Below are 19,238 nucleotides of genomic sequence, written 5' to 3'. Positions count from 1 at the left end.
ACCCGCCGTCCCCCTTTTGACGGCTTCCGGCTTCCTCCGGGCTTCCTGCGGGCTTCCTACGGCGTGACGGCGAAGTGGTCGAGGATCGCCTCGGCGAGCTGCTGGTCGCCCTCGACCTTCAGCCGCTCGCTGACCGCCTCGGGCCGTACCCGTCCGCAGGCCAGCCGCAGATAGGTCTCCCAGTCCAGGGTGAGCGTCACGGTCGGGCCGAGCGAGACGCTGCCGTCGATGGTGCCCCTGCCGTCCGCGTCCACCCGGACGGTCCGCATGAACTCCAGCGGCCCGTGCACATCGAAGACCACCGCCGAATGGGGAGCCGCGCCCGCGTCCTTGGCGACCACCTTCGGCAGCGCCGACAGCAGGAGGTCCCGGGAGATCAGGGCGCCCGGGGAGTCCAGGTTGCCGGGCCGGTTCAGCGCCCGGCGCAGATCCTGCTCATGCACCCAGACGTCGAACGCCCGCCGCGCCAGGGCGGCTTCGAGGGACAGCTCGCCGCCGCCGGGGAAGCGCACCATGGTGTCCGGCGACCGCTTCTCGTTCCGCAGCTGACGGGACCGCCGGATGACGGTGTACTCCAGCTCGGACGTCATCTCGGGCGCCGTGTGGCAGCGCCGGACGTCGACCTGGACCTCCATGTACCGCGACGTCTCGTTGGTGACGTGGTACAGGTCGCGCGGCAGCGTGTGGATGGGGCGGGGATCGCCGAGCATCTCGCACTCGAGTCCGATCACATGCGAGACGACGTCCCGCACCGACCATCCCGGGCACTCGGTACGGCGGTTCCACTCGTTCTCGACGAGCGGATTCACCAACTCCGATATAGCGTCAATGGAATGGGTCCAGGCGTCGATGGAGGTCTGAAGGCTGGGATGGACGGTCACGGGACCCCTCGGGCGGTTGGTACGCGGGCTGGGTGCTGGTGTGTGGCTTCAAGTTACGCTGCCCATGAGCACCAGGGCAGTGCTTTCGTGTCCGATCGTAGGCCCGGTTGGCGGTCTCCAAGGCTGAGAGCGGTGGTAGTGTGCGAGCCTCTTTGGTCCAGATCGACGTAGACCCGGACGAGTCCCCCGAAAGTCGCCGCGACCGCGTTGCCGGTGTCGTCCGCGACCAGAGCGACTCCGATCTGGTGGTGCTGCCCGAACTGTGGACCCACGGGGCCTTCGCCTACGACTCCTTCGACAGCGGCGCCGAACCGCTGGACGGCCCCACCGCCCAAGCCATGTCCGCCGCGGCCCGGGACGCCGGGGTCTGGCTCCACGCGGGCTCCGTCGTCGAGCGCGCCCCCGACGGCACCCTCTACAACACCGCCCTGGTCTTCTCCCCCGACGGCGCCCTCACAAGTTCCTACCGCAAGATCCACCGCTTCGGCTTCGACGAGGGGGAGGCGGTGATGATGGGCGCGGGCGAGGAGATCGTCACCACCGGCCCGCAGGACGCCACCCTCGGCCTGGCCATCTGCTACGACCTCCGCTTCCCCGAGCTGTTCCGGCTGCTGACCGAGGCCGGGGCGCGGATCCTGGTGATCCCTGCCGGATGGCCCGCCCGCCGCCGCGAGCACTGGCGGCTGCTGCTCCGCGCCCGCGCCGTGGAGAGCCAGGCGTACGTTCTGGGCTGCTGCTCCACCGGCACCCACGCCGGGGTGGAGCAGGCCGGGCACAGCGTGGTCATCGACCCCTGGGGCGAGGTGCTCGCCGAGGCGGGCACCGCCGAGGAGGTGCTGACCGTCGACCTGGACCTGGACCGGGTCACCCAGGTCCGCACCGACCTCCCGGTGCTCCGCGACCGCATGCTGGGCCTGCCCGAGCCCGCCGCCCGGACCCGGGGGAATGCCACGGCCGGGGGCTGATGTCTGAGGGGGAATATGGCTCCCCGTGCACGCGTCCGCGCCCCCGAGTTGGCCGCCAGATGGCGCCCGTTACGTCGCGCTGTCGAGCAGGGCGCGGACTTCGGGAACGTCCTGGAACGCGGCCAGCCGTGCGAGTACGACCCGCGCCCGCTCCGCTGTGCGCTCACTGGTGATGTCGCTCGACAGGCTGATGACTCGCTCCGCCGTGATGGCTGCCTCTTCCGGTTCGTTGGCGTCGGCGAGCGCGACGGCGAGCCAGGAGAGGTACAGCGCCAGTTCCCTCGTGTGGGTCGCGTCGTAGCGGCTGAGCACGTCCCGGAGGAGCGGGACGGCACGGAGGGGACGGCGTAGCTCGGTGTAGACGCGGGCCTCCATGACCCGGAGTTCCCCGGCGTCCACCCAGTACAGATAGGCAGGCTCTTCCTCGTCACCAAGCCGAGCCAATGCTTCGTCCGCTTCGTTCAGCGCGCGCATGGCGGGCTGAGCTTCCCCGGCTTTGGTGTGCGCCCATGCGACGCGGTCGAAGGAGAGGGCGCGCGCCCGTGGCGGGGCTTCAGGGGCGTTCTCCAGCCCTGCCCGGGCCATGGCGAGCCCTTCTCGTACGTCCCCCGTGTTGGTCCGCTGATAGGCCAGAGAGCCCAGCAGGTTGCCCGCTAATGTCGCGTCCCCCGCCGTGTGCGCTGCCGACAGACCGAGTCGGTAGATCCGTTCGGCCCCACCGTGCTGCCCGGCATCGCTGGCGATCCATCCGGCAATCTGTGCCAGCTCGCCGATGGCCTGGAGGAGGGACCGGCCGATCGCCTCCGTATGGCTGCCTTCCCTGAAAAGCTTCACGGCCGAGCGGAGTTCGCGGAGGGCAGGGCGCAGCAAGTCCCCCCCGGCGATCACGTCGTCCGCCAGTCGGAGCCCGTGGACGCGCTGCTGAAGATCCGCCACGGCAGCCGAACCGACGCGTCTCCCCTGAGCCGCGCTGAGTGGGGCGAGAGGGGCGCCTTCGGGTAAATAGTCGGCCAGTGTCGGCGGAGGCGGCTCCGGTGGCGCTGACGACGTCCTCAGGGCTTCCACGGGCACAGTGAGCGCGTCAGCGATGAACGGCAGCCACTCACGGGGGGTGCGCCTGCCGTTCTCGTACCGGCTGATCTCCTGCCGCCCGATCGGCTCGCCGTGGACGCCAGCAGCACGGCAGGTTTCTCGCGCCAGGCGAGCCTGACTCCACCCGCGCTCTTCACGCAGGCGACGGATGGTGGCCCCGAGGCTGCTGCCCATAAGGCAAGTGTGGCCGACAGTTGGCCGACACAGGGCCGCTCGCCAGAGATTCACCCTCGTCCGATGCTGACGGCATGGATGAGTTCACCAGTAACCGCACCACGCCGATCGACGTGCCGCCGCACTTGGAGCGGGAGCCGACGCCGGTTGAGGGCTGCGCGGGATGCGCTGAACTCGCCAACGTCAGGGTCCGCGCCCGCGCCGTTGGCGACATGACCACGGTGACCGACTGCGACGTCTTGATGAAGCGACACCCGGAGGGCCACCCATGAGCCGCCGCGCTGTGTACCGGTACGTGCCCCACACCATCCGGCGCGCTCCGGAGGATGGCGTCACCTGCGAAGCGTTCTGCGTCACAGTCGGCTGCGACGGCGAATCCGGACCACGGGATGAGCAGGAAGCGGCGCAGGAGTGGGCGCTGAGGCATACCGGGCGCACCGGTCACGACCTGTTCCGACGTGTCGTGACCGATCATGCTCGGGTGACCAGTGAGGGGTAGCCGATGTCTCCCGTCGCGCGAGTGGCACCCTTGACCTCATGAGTAAGCGTCCCCGCGTCCGCGCCCCTGAGCTGCAAGGACGAGCCTGGATCAACACCGGTGGCAAGGACCTGTCCCTTGCGGACTTCAGAGGTCGCACATTGATCTTGGATTTCTGGACGTTCTGCTGTGTGAACTGCCTGCACGTCCTGGACGAGCTGCGCGAGCTGGAGGAGAAGCACCGCGACACCGTCGTGATCGTCGGGGTGCACTCGCCGAAGTTCGTCCACGAGGCCGATCACCAGGCCGTCGTGGACGCCGTCGAGCGCTACGGAGTGCACCACCCGGTCCTGGACGACCCCGAGCTCGCCACCTGGAAGCAGTACGCGGTCCGCGCCTGGCCCACCCTCGTGGTCATCGACCCCGAGGGCTATGTGGTCGCCCAGCACGCGGGCGAGGGCCATGCCCACGCCATCGAGACCCTGGTGGGACAGCTGGAGGCGGAGCACTCCGCCAAGGGCACGCTGCGGCGCGGCGACGGCCCCTATGTACCCCCCGAGCCGGTCCCCACCGAACTGCGCTTCCCCGGCAAGGCGCTCCTCCTGCCCGGCGGCACCTTCCTGGTCTCCGACACCACCCGGCACCAGCTGGTGGAGCTGGCGGCGGACGGCGAGAGCGTGGTGCGCCGGGTCGGCGAGGGCACCCGGGGGCTGGCCGACGGCACCCCGGAGCGGGCCCGCTTCAGCGAACCGCAGGGGCTCGCGCTGCTGCCCGACGGCACGGTCGCCGTCGCCGACACCGTCAACCACGCGCTGCGCCGCTTCGACCCCGCGACCGGCGTGACCACCACCCTCGCCGGGACCGGCCGCCAGTGGTGGCAGGGCTCACCGGCCGAGGGGCCCGCCCGCGAGGTGGACCTGTCCTCGCCGTGGGACCTGGCCTGGTTCGCCGGCCGGCTGTGGATCGCCATGGCCGGTGTGCACCAGCTGTGGACGTACGACCCGGAGGCCGGGACGGTCCGGGCCGCCGCCGGAACCACCAACGAGGGCCTGGTCGACGGACCCGCCCGGGAGGCGTGGTTCGCCCAGCCCTCCGGGCTCGCCGCGGCCGGGGACCGGCTGTGGGTCGCCGACTCCGAGACCTCCGCGGTCCGCTGGGTGGAGCGGGACGGCGAGGGCTTCGCGGTCCGCACCGCCGTGGGCACCGGGCTCTTCGACTTCGGCCACCGGGACGGCGACGCAGGACAGGCCCTGTTCCAGCACCCGCTGGGCGTCACCGCGCTGCCCGACGGCTCGGTCGCGGTCGCCGACACCTACAACCACGCGCTGCGCCGCTACGACCCGGCCACCGGTGAGGTGACCACCCTCGCCACCGATCTGCGTGAGCCGTCCGGCGCGGTGCTGGTGGACCGGGACATCGTGGTCGTGGAGTCGGCCCGGCACCGGCTGACCCGGCTGCGGCTGCCCGAGGAGGCCGTACGGGTGGCGGCGGTGGCGCACCGCACCCAGCGCGCGGCCACCGAGATCGCCCCGGGCACGCTCCGGCTGGACGTGGTCTTCCAGGCGCCCTCGGGGCAGAAGCTGGACACCCGCTACGGCCCCTCCACCCGGCTGCTGGTCTCCGCCACCCCGCCCGAGCTGCTGGCCGAGGGGGACGGCGCGGGCACCGAGCTGAGCCGGGATCTGGTGCTGGCGGACGGGGTGACCGAGGGCGTACTGCATGTCTCGGCGATGGCCGCGTCCTGCGACGACGCCCCGGAGAACGAGTACCCGGCCTGCCATGTGCACCAGCAGGACTGGGGCGTTCCGGTCCGGGTCGCCGAGGGCGGCGCGGCACGGCTGCCGCTGGTGCTCGCCGGGATGGACGAGCCCTCCTGACGCCCCCTCCCGACGAGCCGTGCCGGCGCCCCTCCCAACGGCCCAACGGGCCGCCGGTCAGCCGGGGCAGTTGGGCAGCTTGGTGTACTGCACCTGGTCGGCGCGGATCCGGATGGCCGGGACCCAGACCCGCTTGCCGTCCCGGCTGACCCGGAACCACATGCTGCTGTGCCCGCCCGCCTCGTCGGTGACCGTGACCCCGTTGGCGATCCGGCAGTCGGCGCGCAGGACGTCGCCGTGCCAGGCCCGGCCCACGATGTTCGACGGGCGGTAGGCCAGATACGGATCCTCGGCCAGGCCCAGCGAGCAGTAGCGGGTGCGTTTGGTCCGGCAGTCGCGTTCGGCGTTGTAGACGGTGATCCGGGCGTTGCCCAGGGCCGCGGAGGACGCGGCGGGTGCGCCCCCGGACGTCTTGTCGCCGGAGGTGTCGTCGCCGGACGAGCGCAGGACGAGGGTGGTGACCGTGGCCCCGGCGATGACAACGACCGTGCCGAGAGCCGCGAGGACCAGTCGCAGCCTGCCGCGGAACGGCCGGTCGGAAGGAGGCGGCTGGGCGGCCGCGGTGTCCTCCCCCGGAGCGGAGGCGTCGGCGGATTCCCCGGTGCCGGTTTCCGGGGTGGCGGTTTCCTCGGCCGAGGCGGCCTCGTTGGCCCGGTGCAGCAGTGCCACCAGCTCGGGCAGCCGGTCCTCGGCGGTGAAGGAGAGCTTGCCCCATTGGACCAGGAGCCGTTCATCGGGCAGGCTCTGACCGCGTAGATAGCGGGAGAGGGAGGAGCGGCTGGCGGGCAGTCTGCTCTCCAACTCGGTCAGGCTCAGCCCCAGTTCGCCGTGCATATGGCGCAGTGCGGTCACGAATTCTCTCACCGGACCGGAGAGCTGGCCGGGGAGCGGGGCGAGCGGCTTTCGTCGTGGGTTCTCGGGGCGATTCGGATGCGCTGGCACACACCCCATTGGAGCATGTGGATCATGGACATGACGAGCGACACGTCCACACCCCCACGGTGGACGTGTCGCTCGTTACGGGAACCGGATCAGAAGCGGATCACTCCGTGAACCGGCGCATCAGTCCGTGAACTTCAGCGGGCGGTAGGGCTTGTACTCACTGCCCGGCTCCAGCCCGTAACGACGGGTCGCGTGGTCCGTCCCGAAGTCGCCGCGCTGCTCGTACGAGGTGTACGAGGTGTGGGCGGCGTCGTTCCACTTCTCGAACATCACCACATGGCGGGTGTTGTTGTTGCCGGCGGCGTCGATGAGCAGATCCCCGGGCTTCAGCTCGTTCAGGGATATCGGCTTGGTGATGCTGGAGCTGGTGAGCCCCACGGTGTTGGTGCCGGGCGCCTTCAGACCGAGCGCCATGGAGACGTAGCCCGAGCAGTCCTGCCGGTATCCGTCCTTCCAGATCTTGGCCTGGCTGTACGGCACCTGGGTGCCGCCGTTGGCCGTGAGCCAGGTGGAGGCGCGCTGGAGCGCTTCGCCGCGGGTGCCGCCGGTCTGCGGCGGCTTCGGCGGCTGACCGCCGTTCTGCACCGGGACGCCGGGCAGCGAGTCCTGCGGGATGTCCACCGCGAGGACGCTCAGGAAGCCGTTGACCGGCTTGGTGATGTGGGCCATGTAGGTCGAGCAGGACCCGTCCTCGCACACCTTGTGCCCGGTGTCGACCTGGTAGTCGGCGGTGATGCGGTCCTGGCCCGCGGCGCCCTGATTGATCATCCCGACCGAGGCGGAGCCGGTGTCCGGGGTCTGGTGGACCACCCAGCGTGTGCCCCAGGTGGGGAAGTCGGCGGCGGCAGCGGCCTTGGTGCCGAACTCGCCGCTGGTGGTCTTCAGCTTCAGACCCGGGTCCTTGGCCTTGACCTTGGTGTCACGGCTCAGGGCGCTCCTTCCGGCCGCCTTGTCCGCCGTGTCCGCCTTGGCGCCATGGCCGTCGCCGTCGCCGCCGCCGGAGCAGCCCACGAGTCCGGCGGCGCCGATGCTCGCCGCGGCGATCGTGGGGAGGACCTTGCGCAGCATGGTCCGGCGCGGGCCGTGCACGGTGGAGTGCGTCATTTCGGAATCCCCCTTCGCAGAGCGCCGACCGTCCGTCGGTGCCTGTCGGTTGAGGCCGCCGGGCCGGTTCGCCGCGGCGACGGGATCCACTCTCAGCCGCTCGGAAGGGGGTTTCGGGGGCGCTGCCGTCCCATGGGACGTCCCGTTCCGGCCCGGCGCCGTGACCTGCTGGGACATCCCGTGGGACGGACAGGGGCGGGACGGGGGCGGCGGTGGCGCGGGACATGACGGGACGGCCCCCGGCGGGGGAGCCGGGGGCCGTCGGTCAGCGGGCAGCCGCAGGGGAGTCGGCTGCCCGGGTCCGAAGGGGCGTCACCAGTTCAGCGCGTCGGAGCTGTCGCTCTGCCAGTAGGTGACCTGGGCGCGGCTGTCGATGTACACCGAGCCGCCGGGCAGTGCTACGGAGGTGACGGCGTCGGAGCCGGTGAGGTACACACCGAGCTTGGTGACCTTGGTGCCGTTCGTTCCCGAGCCGTCGGCGCCGGAGGTGAGGACGCCCGCGTAGCCGGTCTCGCCGGGGGCGAGGGTCACGACGGCCTGCGGCTTGGTCGCCTCGGCCACCGGGGTGGCCGCCTGCGCGTCGTCGAACCGCAGCGCGGGGAAGCCCGGGAGGGTGCAGGTCGCGCCGGACGTGTTGGTGGCCTTGAGTAGCAGGTGGTTGACCGGCCGGGGGACCGAGCTGACGCTCATCGACAGCTTTTTCGGATCACAGGTGCCGGTCTTGGCGCCGGAGCCGCCGGAGCCGCCCGAGGTGCCGCCGCTCTTGCCGCCGCCGTTCTTCCCACCGCCGCTGCCGCCGGGACCCTTTCCGTCACCGCCGGCCTGGGCGCCGCCCTGGGCACCGGCGTCGGCGCCACCCCCCGCGTTCGTGTCCTGCTTCCCGCCCTCGGAGTCCGAGCCCTGGGTGGCGGGGGCGGCGGTCGAACTCTCGGCGGAGCCGGACCGCTTGACCCCGTCCGCGTCGTTGCCGCCGCAGGCGGCGAGGGTGATGGCCGCCGCCATCGCGGTCAGGCTCGCGACGGCGGTGCGGACGGTGCGGGCGTTGGTGGTGGTGGTCGACACGGTGGATCCCCCCAGCGGGTCGTGGACGTCGTGCGGTACGTCTCAAGACTGTCGGGGCCCGCTGGCGTACGGCTGCTGTCCGGCTGCCGCACCGCTAACGCCTCACTAACGCGCCGCGTCGACGGCCGCCCACGATGTCGTCCCGCTGACGCGGCGGACGAACCCGGCGGGCGAACACGGCCGTCGGTCAGCGCTGTTCGCCGCCTCCGGCGCTCCCGTCCGCGCTCCCGTCCCCCCTGCCGTTGCCCTGGGCGAAGAGCTTCACCAGGTCGCTCATGACGTAGCGGTTGGTGGCCTCCTCGTCCAGCAGATGCATCTCGGCGAGCCGGTCCAGGGAGTCCTGGATCAGCTCGGGGTCCGCCCCCGACAGGGCCGCCGCCTCCGCCGTGTTGACCTCCCGGGCGAAGCCCGTGCCCAGGGTGCGCAGCAGCGCGGCGTCGTCCGCGGAGAGCCGGGCCACCGAGTTGCGCAGCGCGGCGGCCACCCCGGCGTCCTCCGCGGAGAGCAGGGCGAGCCTGCGCCGCTCGTCGCGGAGGGCGGTGGCCAGCCGGGCCAGCCGCCAGCGGGGCCGGGCCATCAGCTGTGCGGAGGCGGCGCGCAGCGCCAGCGGCAGTCCGTCGCACAGGGCCACCAACTCCCGTGCGGCGGCCAGGTCCTCGGCCACCCGCTCCGGTCCGAGGAGCGCGCCGAGCAGCGCGATGCCGTCCTCGGGTCCGAGCGCGTGCAGCCGCAGCGGACGGGCGGCGTCGGTGGCGATCAGCCCGTCGAGCCGACTGCGGCTGGTGACCAGCGTGGCGCAGTGCGGGCCGCCGGGCAGCAGCGGCCGCACCTGGGCGGAGCTGCGCGCGTTGTCCAGCACCACCAGCAGCCGCCGGCGGGCGACCAGCGAGCGGTAGAGCGCGGAGGCGGCCGGGGCCGAGGAGGGTATCTGCTCGGCCGGGGTGCCCAGGGTGAACAGGAACTCGCGCAGCACCTCCAGCGGCGCGGCCTCCTCGCCGCCGCTGAAGCCGCGCAGATCCGCGAAGAGCCGCCCGTCGGGGAAGGCGCCGGCGTACGTGTGGCCCCAGTGCACCGCGAGACCGGTCTTGCCGACCCCGGCGGGTCCGGTGACGAGTGTGATGCCGCCCTCGGGCGGGAAGCCGCCGGGGGCGCCGCCGTAGCCGCGGTCCTCTTCGGCGGGCAGCGCCAGCCGGGACAGCTCCGTCAGCTCCTCGGTGCGCCCGAGGAACCCGGCCGGGGGCCGGGGGAGCAGTTCGGGCACCGGCGCCCCCGTGGCCGCCGCGGGGGCGGCGACCGGGTGCGCGGGGGTCGCGGGCACCGGCTGGACCGCGGCGTGGGCCGGGCCGTCGGTGGCGCCGCGCCCCGCGTCCGCCCCCGGTCCGGCCCGCAGGATCTCCTGGTACGCGCCGGTCAGCCGCTCCCCCGGGTCGACTCCCAGGTCGTCGGCGAGCAGCTCCCGGGTGCGGTGGAACCAGGCGATCGCGTCGGACTGCCGCCCGGTGCGGTACAGCGCCAGCATCAGATCCGCGATCAGCCCCTCCCGCAGCGGCTGGGCGAGGGCGGCGGGGTGCAGTACACCCGCGGCCCTGTCGTGCTCGCCGAGCGCCCCGTACGCCCGGGCCAGCGCCTCCACCGCGGTCAGCCGCCGTTCCTCCAGGGCGTGGGCCGCGGCGGCGAACGGCGGGCTGGCCACCGTCCCCGTCAGTGCCGGGCCGCGCCACAGCCCGAGTGCCTGGCTCAGCAGCTGGACGGCGTCGGCCGGGGCGGCCTCCGGCTGGGCGCTGGAGACCAGGTGGTCGAAGCGCTGGGCGTCGACCAGCCCTTCGGGCAGCCGCAGCAGATAGGCGGAGCCGTGGGTGGTGAGTTCGACGCCCAGGTCACCGGCGCCGTGCTCGGCCAGGACCGCGCGCAGCCGGGAGACATGTCCCTGGATGACGGTCTTGGCGTGGGCGGGCGGCTCGTCCTCCCACAGACTGGCGGTCAACTGCTCCATGGAGACGGTCGAGTTGGGCCGCAGCAGCAGCATGGCGAGCACACTGCGCCGTTTGGCCGCCCCCAGCGGGACCTCGACGGCCGCTGCCGGGGGGCCGGTGGTCACCGTCACGGGGCCCAGCAGGGAGAAGTGCACTCAGCCCTCCAGGAATGCGGTCAGCGCTTTGGCGAGCAGCCTGGGGTCCTGTGCCCCGCACAGCTCGCGCGCCGAGTGCATGGACAGGATCGCCACGCCGATGTCGACGGTGGAGATGCCGTGGCGGGCGGCGGTGATCGGGCCGATCGTGGTGCCGCACGGCATGGAGTTGTGGGAGACGAAACTCTGCCAGGGCACCCCGGCGCGCTCGCAGGCGGCGGCGAAGACGGCCCGCCCGGAGCCGTCGGTGGCATAGCGCTGGTTGACGTTGACCTTGAGGATGGGGCCGCCGTTGGGGCGCGGGTGGTGGCCGGGCTCATGGCGCTCGGCGTAGTTGGGGTGGATGGCGTGCCCGGTGTCGGAGGAGAGGCAGAAGCTGCCCGCGAGGGCGCGCGCCTTGTCCTCGTAGCCGCCGCCGCGCGCGAAGACCGAGCGCTCCAGGACATTGCCGAGCAGCGGGCCGTCGGCGCCGGTGTCGGACTGGCTGCCGTTCTCCTCGTGGTCGAAGGCGGCGAGCACGGGGATGGCGTCGAGGTCGGGGTGGGCTGCGGCGGCGACCAGCGCGGCCGTACCGGCGTGCACGGACAGCAGATTGTCCATCCGGGGACCGGCCACCAGTTCGCGGTCACGCCCGAGGTAGGCGGGCGGTTCGACGCTGTGCACCATCAGGTCCCAGCCGCCGATCTCATCGGCCGCGACCCCGGTCTCGTCGGCGACGAAGCGGATCAGATCGCCTTCCTCGACCTCGCCCAGGCCCCAGATCGGCGTCATGTGGCGCTGCTTGTCCAGCTTGAGGCCCTCGCTGTTGACGGCCCGGTCCAGGTGCACGGCGAGCTGGGGCACCCGCAGCAGCGGGCGGTCGACGGTGACCAGCCGGTGCGAGCCGTCTCTGAGGGTGATCCGGCCGGAGAGGCCGAGGTCGCGGTCGAGCCAGGTGTTGAGGAGGGCGCCGCCGTAGATCTCGACGGCGATCTGGCGCCAGCCGTGCGCTCCGGTGTCCGGAATCGGCTTGACCCGCAAATTGGGAGAGTCGGTGTGAGCGCCCACAATCCGGTACGGAGTGGACGGGCTCGCCCCCTCCGGTACGTACCACGCGATGATCGCCCCACCCCGCAGCACAAACCGCCCGCCCGCCGCACCGTCCCAGGCTGCGGTCTCCTCGACCTGTCGGAAACCCGCTTTTTCCAGGCGCTGAGCGGCATTCCCCACCGCGTGGTACGGCGATGGGCTGGCGCGGAGGAAGGCCATCAGGTCATCGGTGTGGCCGCGGTCGATGCCGGGGTGTGCGCTCATGTGCTCAGCATAGATTCGGACCGGCCCCGCGGCCGGGGTGCGGCCGCCGGATCCATTCGTGGGGTCGCGTTGCGCCGATCTGATGAAAGCACGTCAGCTAAGGCTATGAGTCCGGCAAATACGCCGATATTCCCCGTGACCGCTCCCTCGTACTGAGTCGCACGCAAGGGGAAAGACCGGATGCGCGTTCTTCGACACGTCCTCGTTGTCCTGGGCTCGCTGCTGCTGCTGTGCAGCGGTGGTTCGGCCGTGGCGCAGCCTGCCGCCGGGTTCGTCGCCATGGGGCTGGTCCCGGCCGCACCGGCCGGTACCCCGTCCGATCAGCACTCCACGGGCAGCCGTCCGAGCAGCGGGAGCAGCCGCCCCGTGCCGTGTCCGACGAGGGACCGCGTCGGGGGGACCAACATGGCCCCCGGCCCCGCGCAGCAGCGGTACTTCCAGGGCGACTGGCGGCTGGGCCCGGCCTATCTGCCCCGCACCGGCGCGATCGGCCGGATGCTGGAGGGCTACCAGCGGCTGGACGGCTATCGCTCCTCCGCCGCCTTCCTGGACTGCTACTGGAACGAGCGGACGGGCGGCTGGTGGTACCCGTACCCGGACGGCTGGACACTGCTCAACGGTGAGCCGCTGAAGACCACCGTCACCCTGAGGGCCGGGCAGAAGGTGGACCTCTTCGGCAGCGGTTTCGGCCACTTCCTCGCCCCGGCCGGTACGCCCTACACCGAGCGTGCGCTGCCGCCGGGCAACCTCAACACCCTCGACCCGGACTACCCGTTCGGCTACCACCTCTACCGGGTCACCAAGCCCTTCCTGGTGGAGGCCGGTCCGATCCGGCCCTGGTTCGGCCAGCCGGGACAGGGGCTCCAGTACCTGACCGGCCCCTCGATCCCCCAGCTCGTCGCGGCGGGGAACCTGACCCCGCTCAACTGACGGCGGATGCTGGTTCGCGTGGACCGATGGGAACTGATCCGTGTCCTCCACGAGGACCAGGTGCCGGACGCGCTGTACGACATCCCGGGAGCGCATGACATCCCGGTCCAGCCGGACGCCTACTACTTCCTCCGGCCCGCGCCGGACGGCGGCTGGACGACCGGGCTGCGGGAGCGCTCGGTGGACCGGGACACGAGCCGGTTCGCCACCGAGGACGAGGCGTGCCGGGATCTGCTGGCCAAGCTGAGGGCACGGCCCCGTCCGCCCGGCGGCGGGAGCGCGTCCGTCGAGGAGCTCCTCGCCGAGGGCGAGGAGATCCGCCGCCAGGCGTGGGAAGAGGTGGAACGGGCGCTGCGCGAGCAGCGGCCCGACGAGGAGCGGTAGCGGGCGACCGGCGCCGGGGAGCGGCGACGACAGGAAGCCGGCCGCCCCCATCGAGGGGACGGCCGGCTTCCTGTCGTCGCTGGACGGCTTCGCTCAGGCTCTGTGAGTCAGCGCCACCGAGGGATCAGAAGGCGGACTCGTCCAGGTCCATCAGACCCTTGTCGACGGACTCGGCCAGCGCACGCTGGACGGAGACGCCCGGCAGGACCTCGTTGGCGAAGAACTTCGCGGCCGCGATCTTGCCCTGGTAGAAGGAGGTGTCCTTCGCGGAGGCGGTGCCCAGCTTCTCGGCGGCGATCGCGGCGCCCTTGAGCAGCAGGTAGCCGATGATCACGTCACCGGAGGCCAGCAGCAGCCGGGTGGAGTTCAGACCGACCTTGTAGATCGACGAGACGTCCTGCTCGGTGGCGGCCAGGTCGGTGAGCATGGTGCCGACGATCGCCTCCAGGTCCACCGCGGCCTGGGCGAGCCGCTCGCGGGCCGGGGCCAGCTCCTCGCCGCCGGCGGCCTCGGCCAGGAACTTCTTGATCTCCTCGGAGAGGACGGTCAGCGACTTGCCCTGGTCCCGGACGATCTTGCGGAAGAAGTAGTCCTGGCCCTGGATCGCCGTGGTGCCCTCGTAGAGGGTGTCGATCTTGGCGTCCCGGATGTACTGCTCCAGCGGGTACTCCTGGAGGTAGCCGGAGCCGCCGATGGTCTGGAGCGACTGGGCGAGCTGCTCGTACGCCTTCTCCGAGCCGTAGCCCTTGACGATGGGCAGCAGCAGGTCGTTGAGACCGTGCGCGTCGGAGGCGTCCTCGCCCGCGGTCTCCTTGACCAGGATCTCGTCCTGGACGGAGGCGGTGTAGAGGACGAGGGAGCGCAGGCCCTCCGCGTACGCCTTCTGCGTCATCAGCGAGCGGCGCACGTCCGGGTGGTGGGTGATGGTGACCCGCGGGGCGGTCTTGTCGGTGAAGGCCGCCAGGTCGGCGCCCTGCACCCGCTCCTTGGCGTACTCCAGCGCGTTCAGGTAGCCGGTGGAGAGGGTGGCCATGGCCTTCGTGCCGACCATCATCCGCGCGAACTCGATGATCTTGAACATCTGGCGGATGCCGTCGTGCTTCTCGCCCAGCAGCCAGCCCTTGGCCGGGCGGCCGGCGCCGAAGGTCAGCTCACAGGTGTTGGACACCCGCAGACCCATCTTGTGCTCGACGTTGGTGGCGTAGACGCCGTTGCGCTCGCCGAGCTCACCGGTCTCCCAGTCGAAGTCGTACTTGGGGACGATGAACAGCGACAGACCCTTGGTGCCGGGGCCCGCGCCCTCGGGCCGGGCCAGCACGAAGTGGATGATGTTCTCGGAGAGGTCGTGCTCACCGGAGGTGATGAAGCGCTTCACCCCGTCGATGTGCCAGCTGCCGTCCTCCTGCTGGACCGCCTTGGTGCGGCCGGCGCCCACGTCCGAACCGGCGTCCGGCTCGGTCAGCACCATGGTGGAACCCCACTGCTTGTCCACCATCAGCTGAGCGACCTTCAACTGCTCCTCGGTGCCCTCGTCATGGAGCACACCGGCGAAGGCCGGGCCGGAAGCGTACATCCAGATCGGGGTGTTGGACCCCAGGATGGTCTCGGCGGAGGCCCACAGCAGCGAGCGCGGGCAGGCGGTGCCGCCCAGCGACTCCGGCACGCCCAGGCGCCACCACTCGGCGTCCATGTACGCCTGGTAGCTCTTCTTGAACGACTCGGGTATCGGCGCGGTGTGCGTGGCCGGGTCGAAGACCGGCGGGTTGCGGTCCGAGTCGGCGTAGGAGTCGGCCAGCTCGTTCTCGGAGAGCCGGGATATCTCGGCGAGCACGCTCTTCGCGGTCTCGACGTCCATCTCCGCGAACGGACCGGTGCCGTACAGCTTGTCGCGGCCGAGCACCTCGAAGAGGTTGAACTCGATGTCGCGGAGATTCGACTTGTAGTGCCCCATGGCGACGGCTCCGTAAGGCTCGGGAGGCAGGGACCTCCGGCGTAATGCGTATCGATGCGATCTCAGTCGCCATGATGCTACCCGTGGGTAATAAAGGGCAACCCTCAAAGGGTCAACTGTGACTCAGTACGCTTCGGCGTATGTACGGCTACGACCAGAACGCGAGCGCAGGGCAGGGTTACGCCGCCCCGCCACCTCCGCCGCAACAGCAGCCGCCGCTGTCGCACCACCCACAGCCGGGTGCCGGCTACGGCGAGCAGCCGCTGTACCCCGAGCCGTCGCCGCCGTCGCTGGCCGACGCGGTGCGTGCCTTCACCACCGGCTCGATGTCGGCGGAGGACTTCCAGCAGATCTTCGCGAGCTCCAAGGTCTACTGTCCGCGCGGTGACAACCCCGGCTTCCTCGCCCTGCACAACACCCAGCAGCCGGTGATCCCCATGTTCACCTCGCTCAAGGAGCTGCGGCGGTATGCGGGCAAGGAGTCCAAGTACTTCGTCATCACCGGTGCCGAGGTGATCGATCTGCTGCCGACCGGCTACGGCTTCGTCCTCGACATGGAGGGCGAGCACCGGATGGTCTTCGACGCCAAGGCGGTCGAACAGATGGTCGACTTCGCGATGCGGCGGATGTACGGCTAGTACGGCAGAAAGGCGCTCTTGCGGGTTGTTCATCCTTCAATTAAGTTGAACGATGAACGACCGAGGAGGCCGTCATGCCCGCAGTGACCGTAGAGAACCCGCTGACCCTGCCCCGTGTCGCGGCACCGGCCGAGGCGCGGCACCGTCCCGCGCTCGCCGTCTCCACCGCGCCCAGCGGCTTCGAGGGCGAGGGTTTCCCGGTCCGGCGCGCCTTCGCGGGCATCGACTACCAGCACCTCGACCCGTTCATCATGATGGACCAGATGGGCGAGGTGGAGTACGCGCCCGGGGAGGCCAAGGGCACCCCCTGGCACCCGCACCGCGGCTTCGAGACCGTCACCTATCTGATCGACGGCACCTTTGTGCACCAGGACTCCCACGGCGGCGGCGGCACGATCAACGACGGCGACACCCAGTGGATGACCGCGGGTTCCGGGCTGCTCCACATCGAGGCCCCGCCGGAGGCACTGGTGGCCCGCGGCGGACTCTTCCACGGGCTCCAGCTGTGGGTGAACCTTCCGGCCAAGGACAAGATGATGCCGCCGCGCTACCAGGACATCGGCGGCGGCAAGGTCCGACTGCTGACCTCCGCCGACGGCGGCGCCCTGCTGAGGCTGATCGCGGGCGGGATCGACGGCCACCGGGGACCGGGCATCACCCACACCCCGGTCACCATGCTGCATGTGTCGCTCAATCCCGGCGCCGAGCTGACCCTGCCGTGGAATCCCGGCTTCAACGCCCTCGCCTACGGACTGGCCGGACGCGGTACCGCGGGCCCGGAGCGACGGCCGTTCCGCACCGGCCAGACGGTGGTTTTCGGCGACGGTGACGCGCTGACCGTACGGGCCGACGCCGCCCAGGAGTCGCGCAGCCCCAACTTCGAGCTGGTGCTGCTCGGTGGGCAGCCGATCCGTGAGCCGATGATGCACTACGGGCCGTTCGTGATGAACACCCGTGCGGAGCTGGCCCAGGCGGTCGAGGACTTCCAGGCCGGACGGCTCGGCTCCATACCCGCCGACGAGAGCTGAGAGCCGCTACGAGAGCCGGGCCCGCTACGAGAGCTGAGGCCCGCTACGAGAGCTGAGGCCCGCTACGCGGCGGGGGCAGCCCCTCCGGCCCCTCCGGCGCCTTCTCGTGCAGCTCGAACCAGATGCACTTGCCGTCGCCCCGGGGGTCCACCCCCCACGCGTCGGCCAGCATCTCCATCAGCAGCAGCCCGCGCCCCGAGGAGGCCAGCTCGCCCGGGCGGCGGCGGTGCGGCAGTTCGTCACTGCTGTCGGCCACGTCGAGGCGCAGCCGCCGGGTCCCGCGCCGCCCGCTGACCTCGGCGACCAGCAGGGCGTCGCCGTCGGTGTGCACCAGCACATTGGTGACCGTCTCGGTGAGCAGCAGCACCGCCGACTCCACCTGGTCCCGGTCCGTCCAGTCGTGCAGCATGTCGCGCAGCTGCTGCCGGGCGCCGGCTATCCGCTCCGGCTCGGCCTGAGCGAGGGTGACCGCGGTGCGCCGCACCGGCGCCGAGCCCGGCCCGACCAGGCACACCTCCGCCTCGCGCCGGATCAGCAGCAGGGCCGTGTCGTCCTCGCGGCGGCCGGCGAGCGGGCCGGTGGAGCGGTGGGCCGGCGGCCCGTGCACGGCCTGCACCAGGGCTTCGGCCAGCAATTCGAGGTCGTCCCCGCCGCCGGGCCCGTCGGGCTCCCCGGTCTGAGGGGTGGGCCGCTCGAAGACCTCCCGGATCCGGTCCCAGCCGGTCCCCAGGTCGTGCCCGCCGGTCTCGATCAGCCCGTCGGTGCACATGAGCAGCGTCTCGCCCGGCTCCAGCACCACCCGGGTGGTGGGGTAGTCGCTGTCCGGGTCGATCCCCAGCGGCAGCCCGCCCGCCGTCGGCCGCACCACCATCGTGCCGTCCGCCAGCCGCACCGCCGGGTCGTGATGACCGGCGCGGGCGATGTCCAGCGTGCCCGCGACCGGATCCACCTCCATGTACAGACAGGTCGCGAACCGCGGATCCCAGCCGTCGTCGGCGCCCGGTCCGCCGGTGTCGGCGAGCCCGGCGAGAAAGCGGGAGGCGCGGGAGAGCACCGCGTCCGGGTGGTGCCCCTCGGAGGCGTAGGCGCGCACCGCGATCCTGAGCTGCCCCATGATCCCGGCGGCCCGCACATCGTGGCCCTGCACATCGCCGATCACCAGCGCGGTGCGACCCGAGGGCAGCGCGATCACGTCGTACCAGTCGCCCCCGACCTGGAGCCCACCGCCGGTGGGCACATAGCGCGCGGCCACCGCGAGCCCCGGGATGTCGGGCTTGCGGGCGGGCAGCATCGAGCGCTGGAGCCCGTCCGCGAGCTCACGCTCGGTCTCCTGGAGCGCGGTACGGGACAGTGCCTGGGCGAGCATCCGGGCGATCGTGGTCAGCACCGAACGCTCGTCGGGCGCGAACGACACCGGATGAGCGAATCCGGCCATCCAGGCGCCGATGGTCCGCCCCGCGACGATCAGCGGCAGATAGGCCCAGGAGTGCCGGCGGCGGGACCGGGCCAGCGGCCAGGCGGTCGGGAAGCGCTCGCGGTAGTGGTCCGGCGAGGGCAGATAGACCGCCCGTCCGGTGCGGACCACCTCGGCGGCGGGCGCGTCGTGGTCCACGGGCAGGTCACCGGAGGCGTGCTCGGCGCCCGCCCGCGGCCCGTGCCGGCCGATCACCGAGATCCGGTCGCCCGCGACGCCGAAGACCGCCAGCCCGTCCGGCGAGAAACCGGGCATGGACAGCCCGGCGGCCACCCGCAGCACCTCGGCGGTGGACATCGCCTCGGCCAGCGCCCGCCCCGCGTCCAGCAGGAACGCCTCGCGGTTGCGCCGCCAGTCACCGGTGACCGGTGCGCCCACCGCGGCGGTGCCGGGCAGCGGCTCGGGAACCTCCTGGAGGGTGCCGAGCAGGTAGTAGCCGTCGTCGCTGCCGCCGCGGGACACCGGCCGGGTCCGGGTGCGCACGGTCCGCAGCACCGTGCCCTTCTCGTCCACCACGCGCAGCCGGGCCTCGGCGAGGCTGCCCTCGGCCAGCGCCAACAGCACGGTGGCCTTGACCTCCAGCCAGTCCGCGGGGTGGAAGCGAGCGCGGGCGGCGGCCTGCGAGACGGTGACGGCCTCGGCGGGGAGCCCCACCAGCCGGGCCGCTTCGGCGTCGTAGGAGACGGCGCCCGAGACACTGTCCCAGCGCCACAGACCGGTCGCCATGGCGGCCAGGAGGTCCTCGGTGCGCATTGCACTACCTTATGGGCATTTTCCGAGCGCTTACCAGTGAGGGTCCGAGCGCCGGTAGGCTTGCCCAGAAGCTCCCGAGGGTAC

16 protein-coding genes are annotated in these 19,238 nt (G+C 71.8%); 7 read left to right on the top strand and 9 right to left on the bottom strand.

The genetic code is table 11. The features are described from left to right. Positions 1–56: 56 nt before the first annotated feature. Positions 57–881, bottom strand: coding sequence for a maleylpyruvate isomerase family mycothiol-dependent enzyme (locus tag HUT19_RS19685; protein ID WP_176181737.1), 825 nt, complete (start codon positions 879–881; stop codon positions 57–59). A gap of 140 nt (positions 882–1,021) precedes the next feature. Here HUT19_RS19685 and HUT19_RS19680 point away from each other — a divergent pair, with 140 nt between their 5' ends. Then, entirely contained in the window at positions 1,022–1,846 is an 825-nt protein-coding gene (locus HUT19_RS19680) for a carbon-nitrogen family hydrolase (RefSeq protein WP_176181736.1), read from the top strand. Between the two features lie 69 nt (positions 1,847–1,915). On the opposite strand, the gene HUT19_RS19675 is transcribed toward HUT19_RS19680, so the two are convergent. Beyond that, positions 1,916–3,112, bottom strand: a complete 1,197-nt coding sequence (locus HUT19_RS19675) for a helix-turn-helix transcriptional regulator (RefSeq protein WP_176181735.1) — start codon at positions 3,110–3,112, stop codon at positions 1,916–1,918. A 74-nt stretch (positions 3,113–3,186) separates the two neighbouring features. Here HUT19_RS19675 and HUT19_RS19670 point away from each other — a divergent pair, with 74 nt between their 5' ends. Both HUT19_RS19670 and HUT19_RS19665 read left to right on the top strand, forming a co-directional pair. Next, the gene (locus HUT19_RS19670; protein WP_176181734.1) at positions 3,187–3,384 is read left to right on the top strand and encodes a hypothetical protein; all 198 of its coding nucleotides are present in this window, start codon (positions 3,187–3,189) and stop codon (positions 3,382–3,384) included. A 265-nt stretch (positions 3,385–3,649) separates the two neighbouring features. Beyond that, positions 3,650–5,467 carry an NHL domain-containing thioredoxin family protein gene (locus HUT19_RS19665; RefSeq protein ID WP_176181733.1) on the top strand — a complete coding sequence of 606 codons (1,818 nt, stop codon included), beginning with the start codon at positions 3,650–3,652 and terminating at the stop codon, positions 5,465–5,467. A gap of 57 nt (positions 5,468–5,524) precedes the next feature. Here the strand turns inward: HUT19_RS19665 and HUT19_RS19660 are convergent, their stop codons facing one another. The 5 genes from HUT19_RS19660 to HUT19_RS19640 all read right to left on the bottom strand — a co-directional run bounded on the left by HUT19_RS19660 (position 5,525) and on the right by HUT19_RS19640 (position 11,996). Further along, positions 5,525–6,319: a helix-turn-helix domain-containing protein gene (locus HUT19_RS19660; protein ID WP_254885663.1), complete on the bottom strand. Its 795-nt coding sequence runs from the start codon at positions 6,317–6,319 to the stop codon at positions 5,525–5,527. 210 nt (positions 6,320–6,529) lie between these two features. Beyond that, complete coding sequence (locus HUT19_RS19655; RefSeq protein ID WP_176181731.1) at positions 6,530–7,513, bottom strand: hypothetical protein; 984 nt, start codon at positions 7,511–7,513, stop codon at positions 6,530–6,532. A gap of 312 nt (positions 7,514–7,825) precedes the next feature. Next, positions 7,826–8,575, bottom strand: a complete 750-nt coding sequence (locus HUT19_RS19650) for a DUF4232 domain-containing protein (protein ID WP_254885662.1) — start codon at positions 8,573–8,575, stop codon at positions 7,826–7,828. 187 nt (positions 8,576–8,762) lie between these two features. Then, entirely contained in the window at positions 8,763–10,703 is a 1,941-nt protein-coding gene (locus HUT19_RS19645) for a BTAD domain-containing putative transcriptional regulator (protein WP_176181730.1), read from the bottom strand. After that, the gene (locus HUT19_RS19640; RefSeq protein ID WP_176181729.1) at positions 10,704–11,996 is read right to left on the bottom strand and encodes a M18 family aminopeptidase; all 1,293 of its coding nucleotides are present in this window, start codon (positions 11,994–11,996) and stop codon (positions 10,704–10,706) included. It abuts the gene before it with no gap. 180 nt (positions 11,997–12,176) lie between these two features. On the opposite strand from HUT19_RS19640, the gene HUT19_RS19635 reads away from it, so the two are divergent. Together HUT19_RS19635 and HUT19_RS19630 are read left to right on the top strand one after the other, a co-directional pair. After that, entirely contained in the window at positions 12,177–12,926 is a 750-nt protein-coding gene (locus HUT19_RS19635) for a TNT domain-containing protein (RefSeq protein ID WP_176181728.1), read from the top strand. 18 nt (positions 12,927–12,944) lie between these two features. Next, positions 12,945–13,310 carry a hypothetical protein gene (locus tag HUT19_RS19630; RefSeq protein ID WP_176181727.1) on the top strand — a complete coding sequence of 122 codons (366 nt, stop codon included), beginning with the start codon at positions 12,945–12,947 and terminating at the stop codon, positions 13,308–13,310. 124 nt (positions 13,311–13,434) lie between these two features. On the opposite strand, the gene HUT19_RS19625 is transcribed toward HUT19_RS19630, so the two are convergent. Next, positions 13,435–15,261, bottom strand: coding sequence for an acyl-CoA dehydrogenase (locus HUT19_RS19625; protein WP_176181726.1), 1,827 nt, complete (start codon positions 15,259–15,261; stop codon positions 13,435–13,437). A 140-nt stretch (positions 15,262–15,401) separates the two neighbouring features. On the opposite strand from HUT19_RS19625, the gene HUT19_RS19620 reads away from it, so the two are divergent. Both HUT19_RS19620 and HUT19_RS19615 read left to right on the top strand, forming a co-directional pair. Beyond that, on the top strand, positions 15,402–15,899 hold the full coding sequence (locus HUT19_RS19620) for an SseB family protein (protein ID WP_176181725.1): 498 nt from the start codon (positions 15,402–15,404) through the stop codon (positions 15,897–15,899). Positions 15,900–15,973: 74 nt separating this feature from the next. Next, a complete protein-coding gene (locus HUT19_RS19615; protein WP_176181724.1) occupies positions 15,974–16,927 on the top strand; it encodes a pirin family protein in 954 nt (317 codons plus the stop codon). 43 nt (positions 16,928–16,970) lie between these two features. On the opposite strand, the gene HUT19_RS19610 is transcribed toward HUT19_RS19615, so the two are convergent. After that, positions 16,971–19,154 carry a SpoIIE family protein phosphatase gene (locus HUT19_RS19610; RefSeq protein WP_176181723.1) on the bottom strand — a complete coding sequence of 728 codons (2,184 nt, stop codon included), beginning with the start codon at positions 19,152–19,154 and terminating at the stop codon, positions 16,971–16,973. Positions 19,155–19,238 lie beyond the last annotated feature (84 nt).

The sequence above is a fragment of the Streptomyces sp. NA02950 genome, assembly GCF_013364155.1.
Lineage (GTDB): Bacteria > Actinomycetota > Actinomycetes > Streptomycetales > Streptomycetaceae > Streptomyces.
The sequence above is the reverse complement of the archived record's forward strand: the minus strand, read 5'-3'. Positions and strand labels throughout refer to the sequence as shown.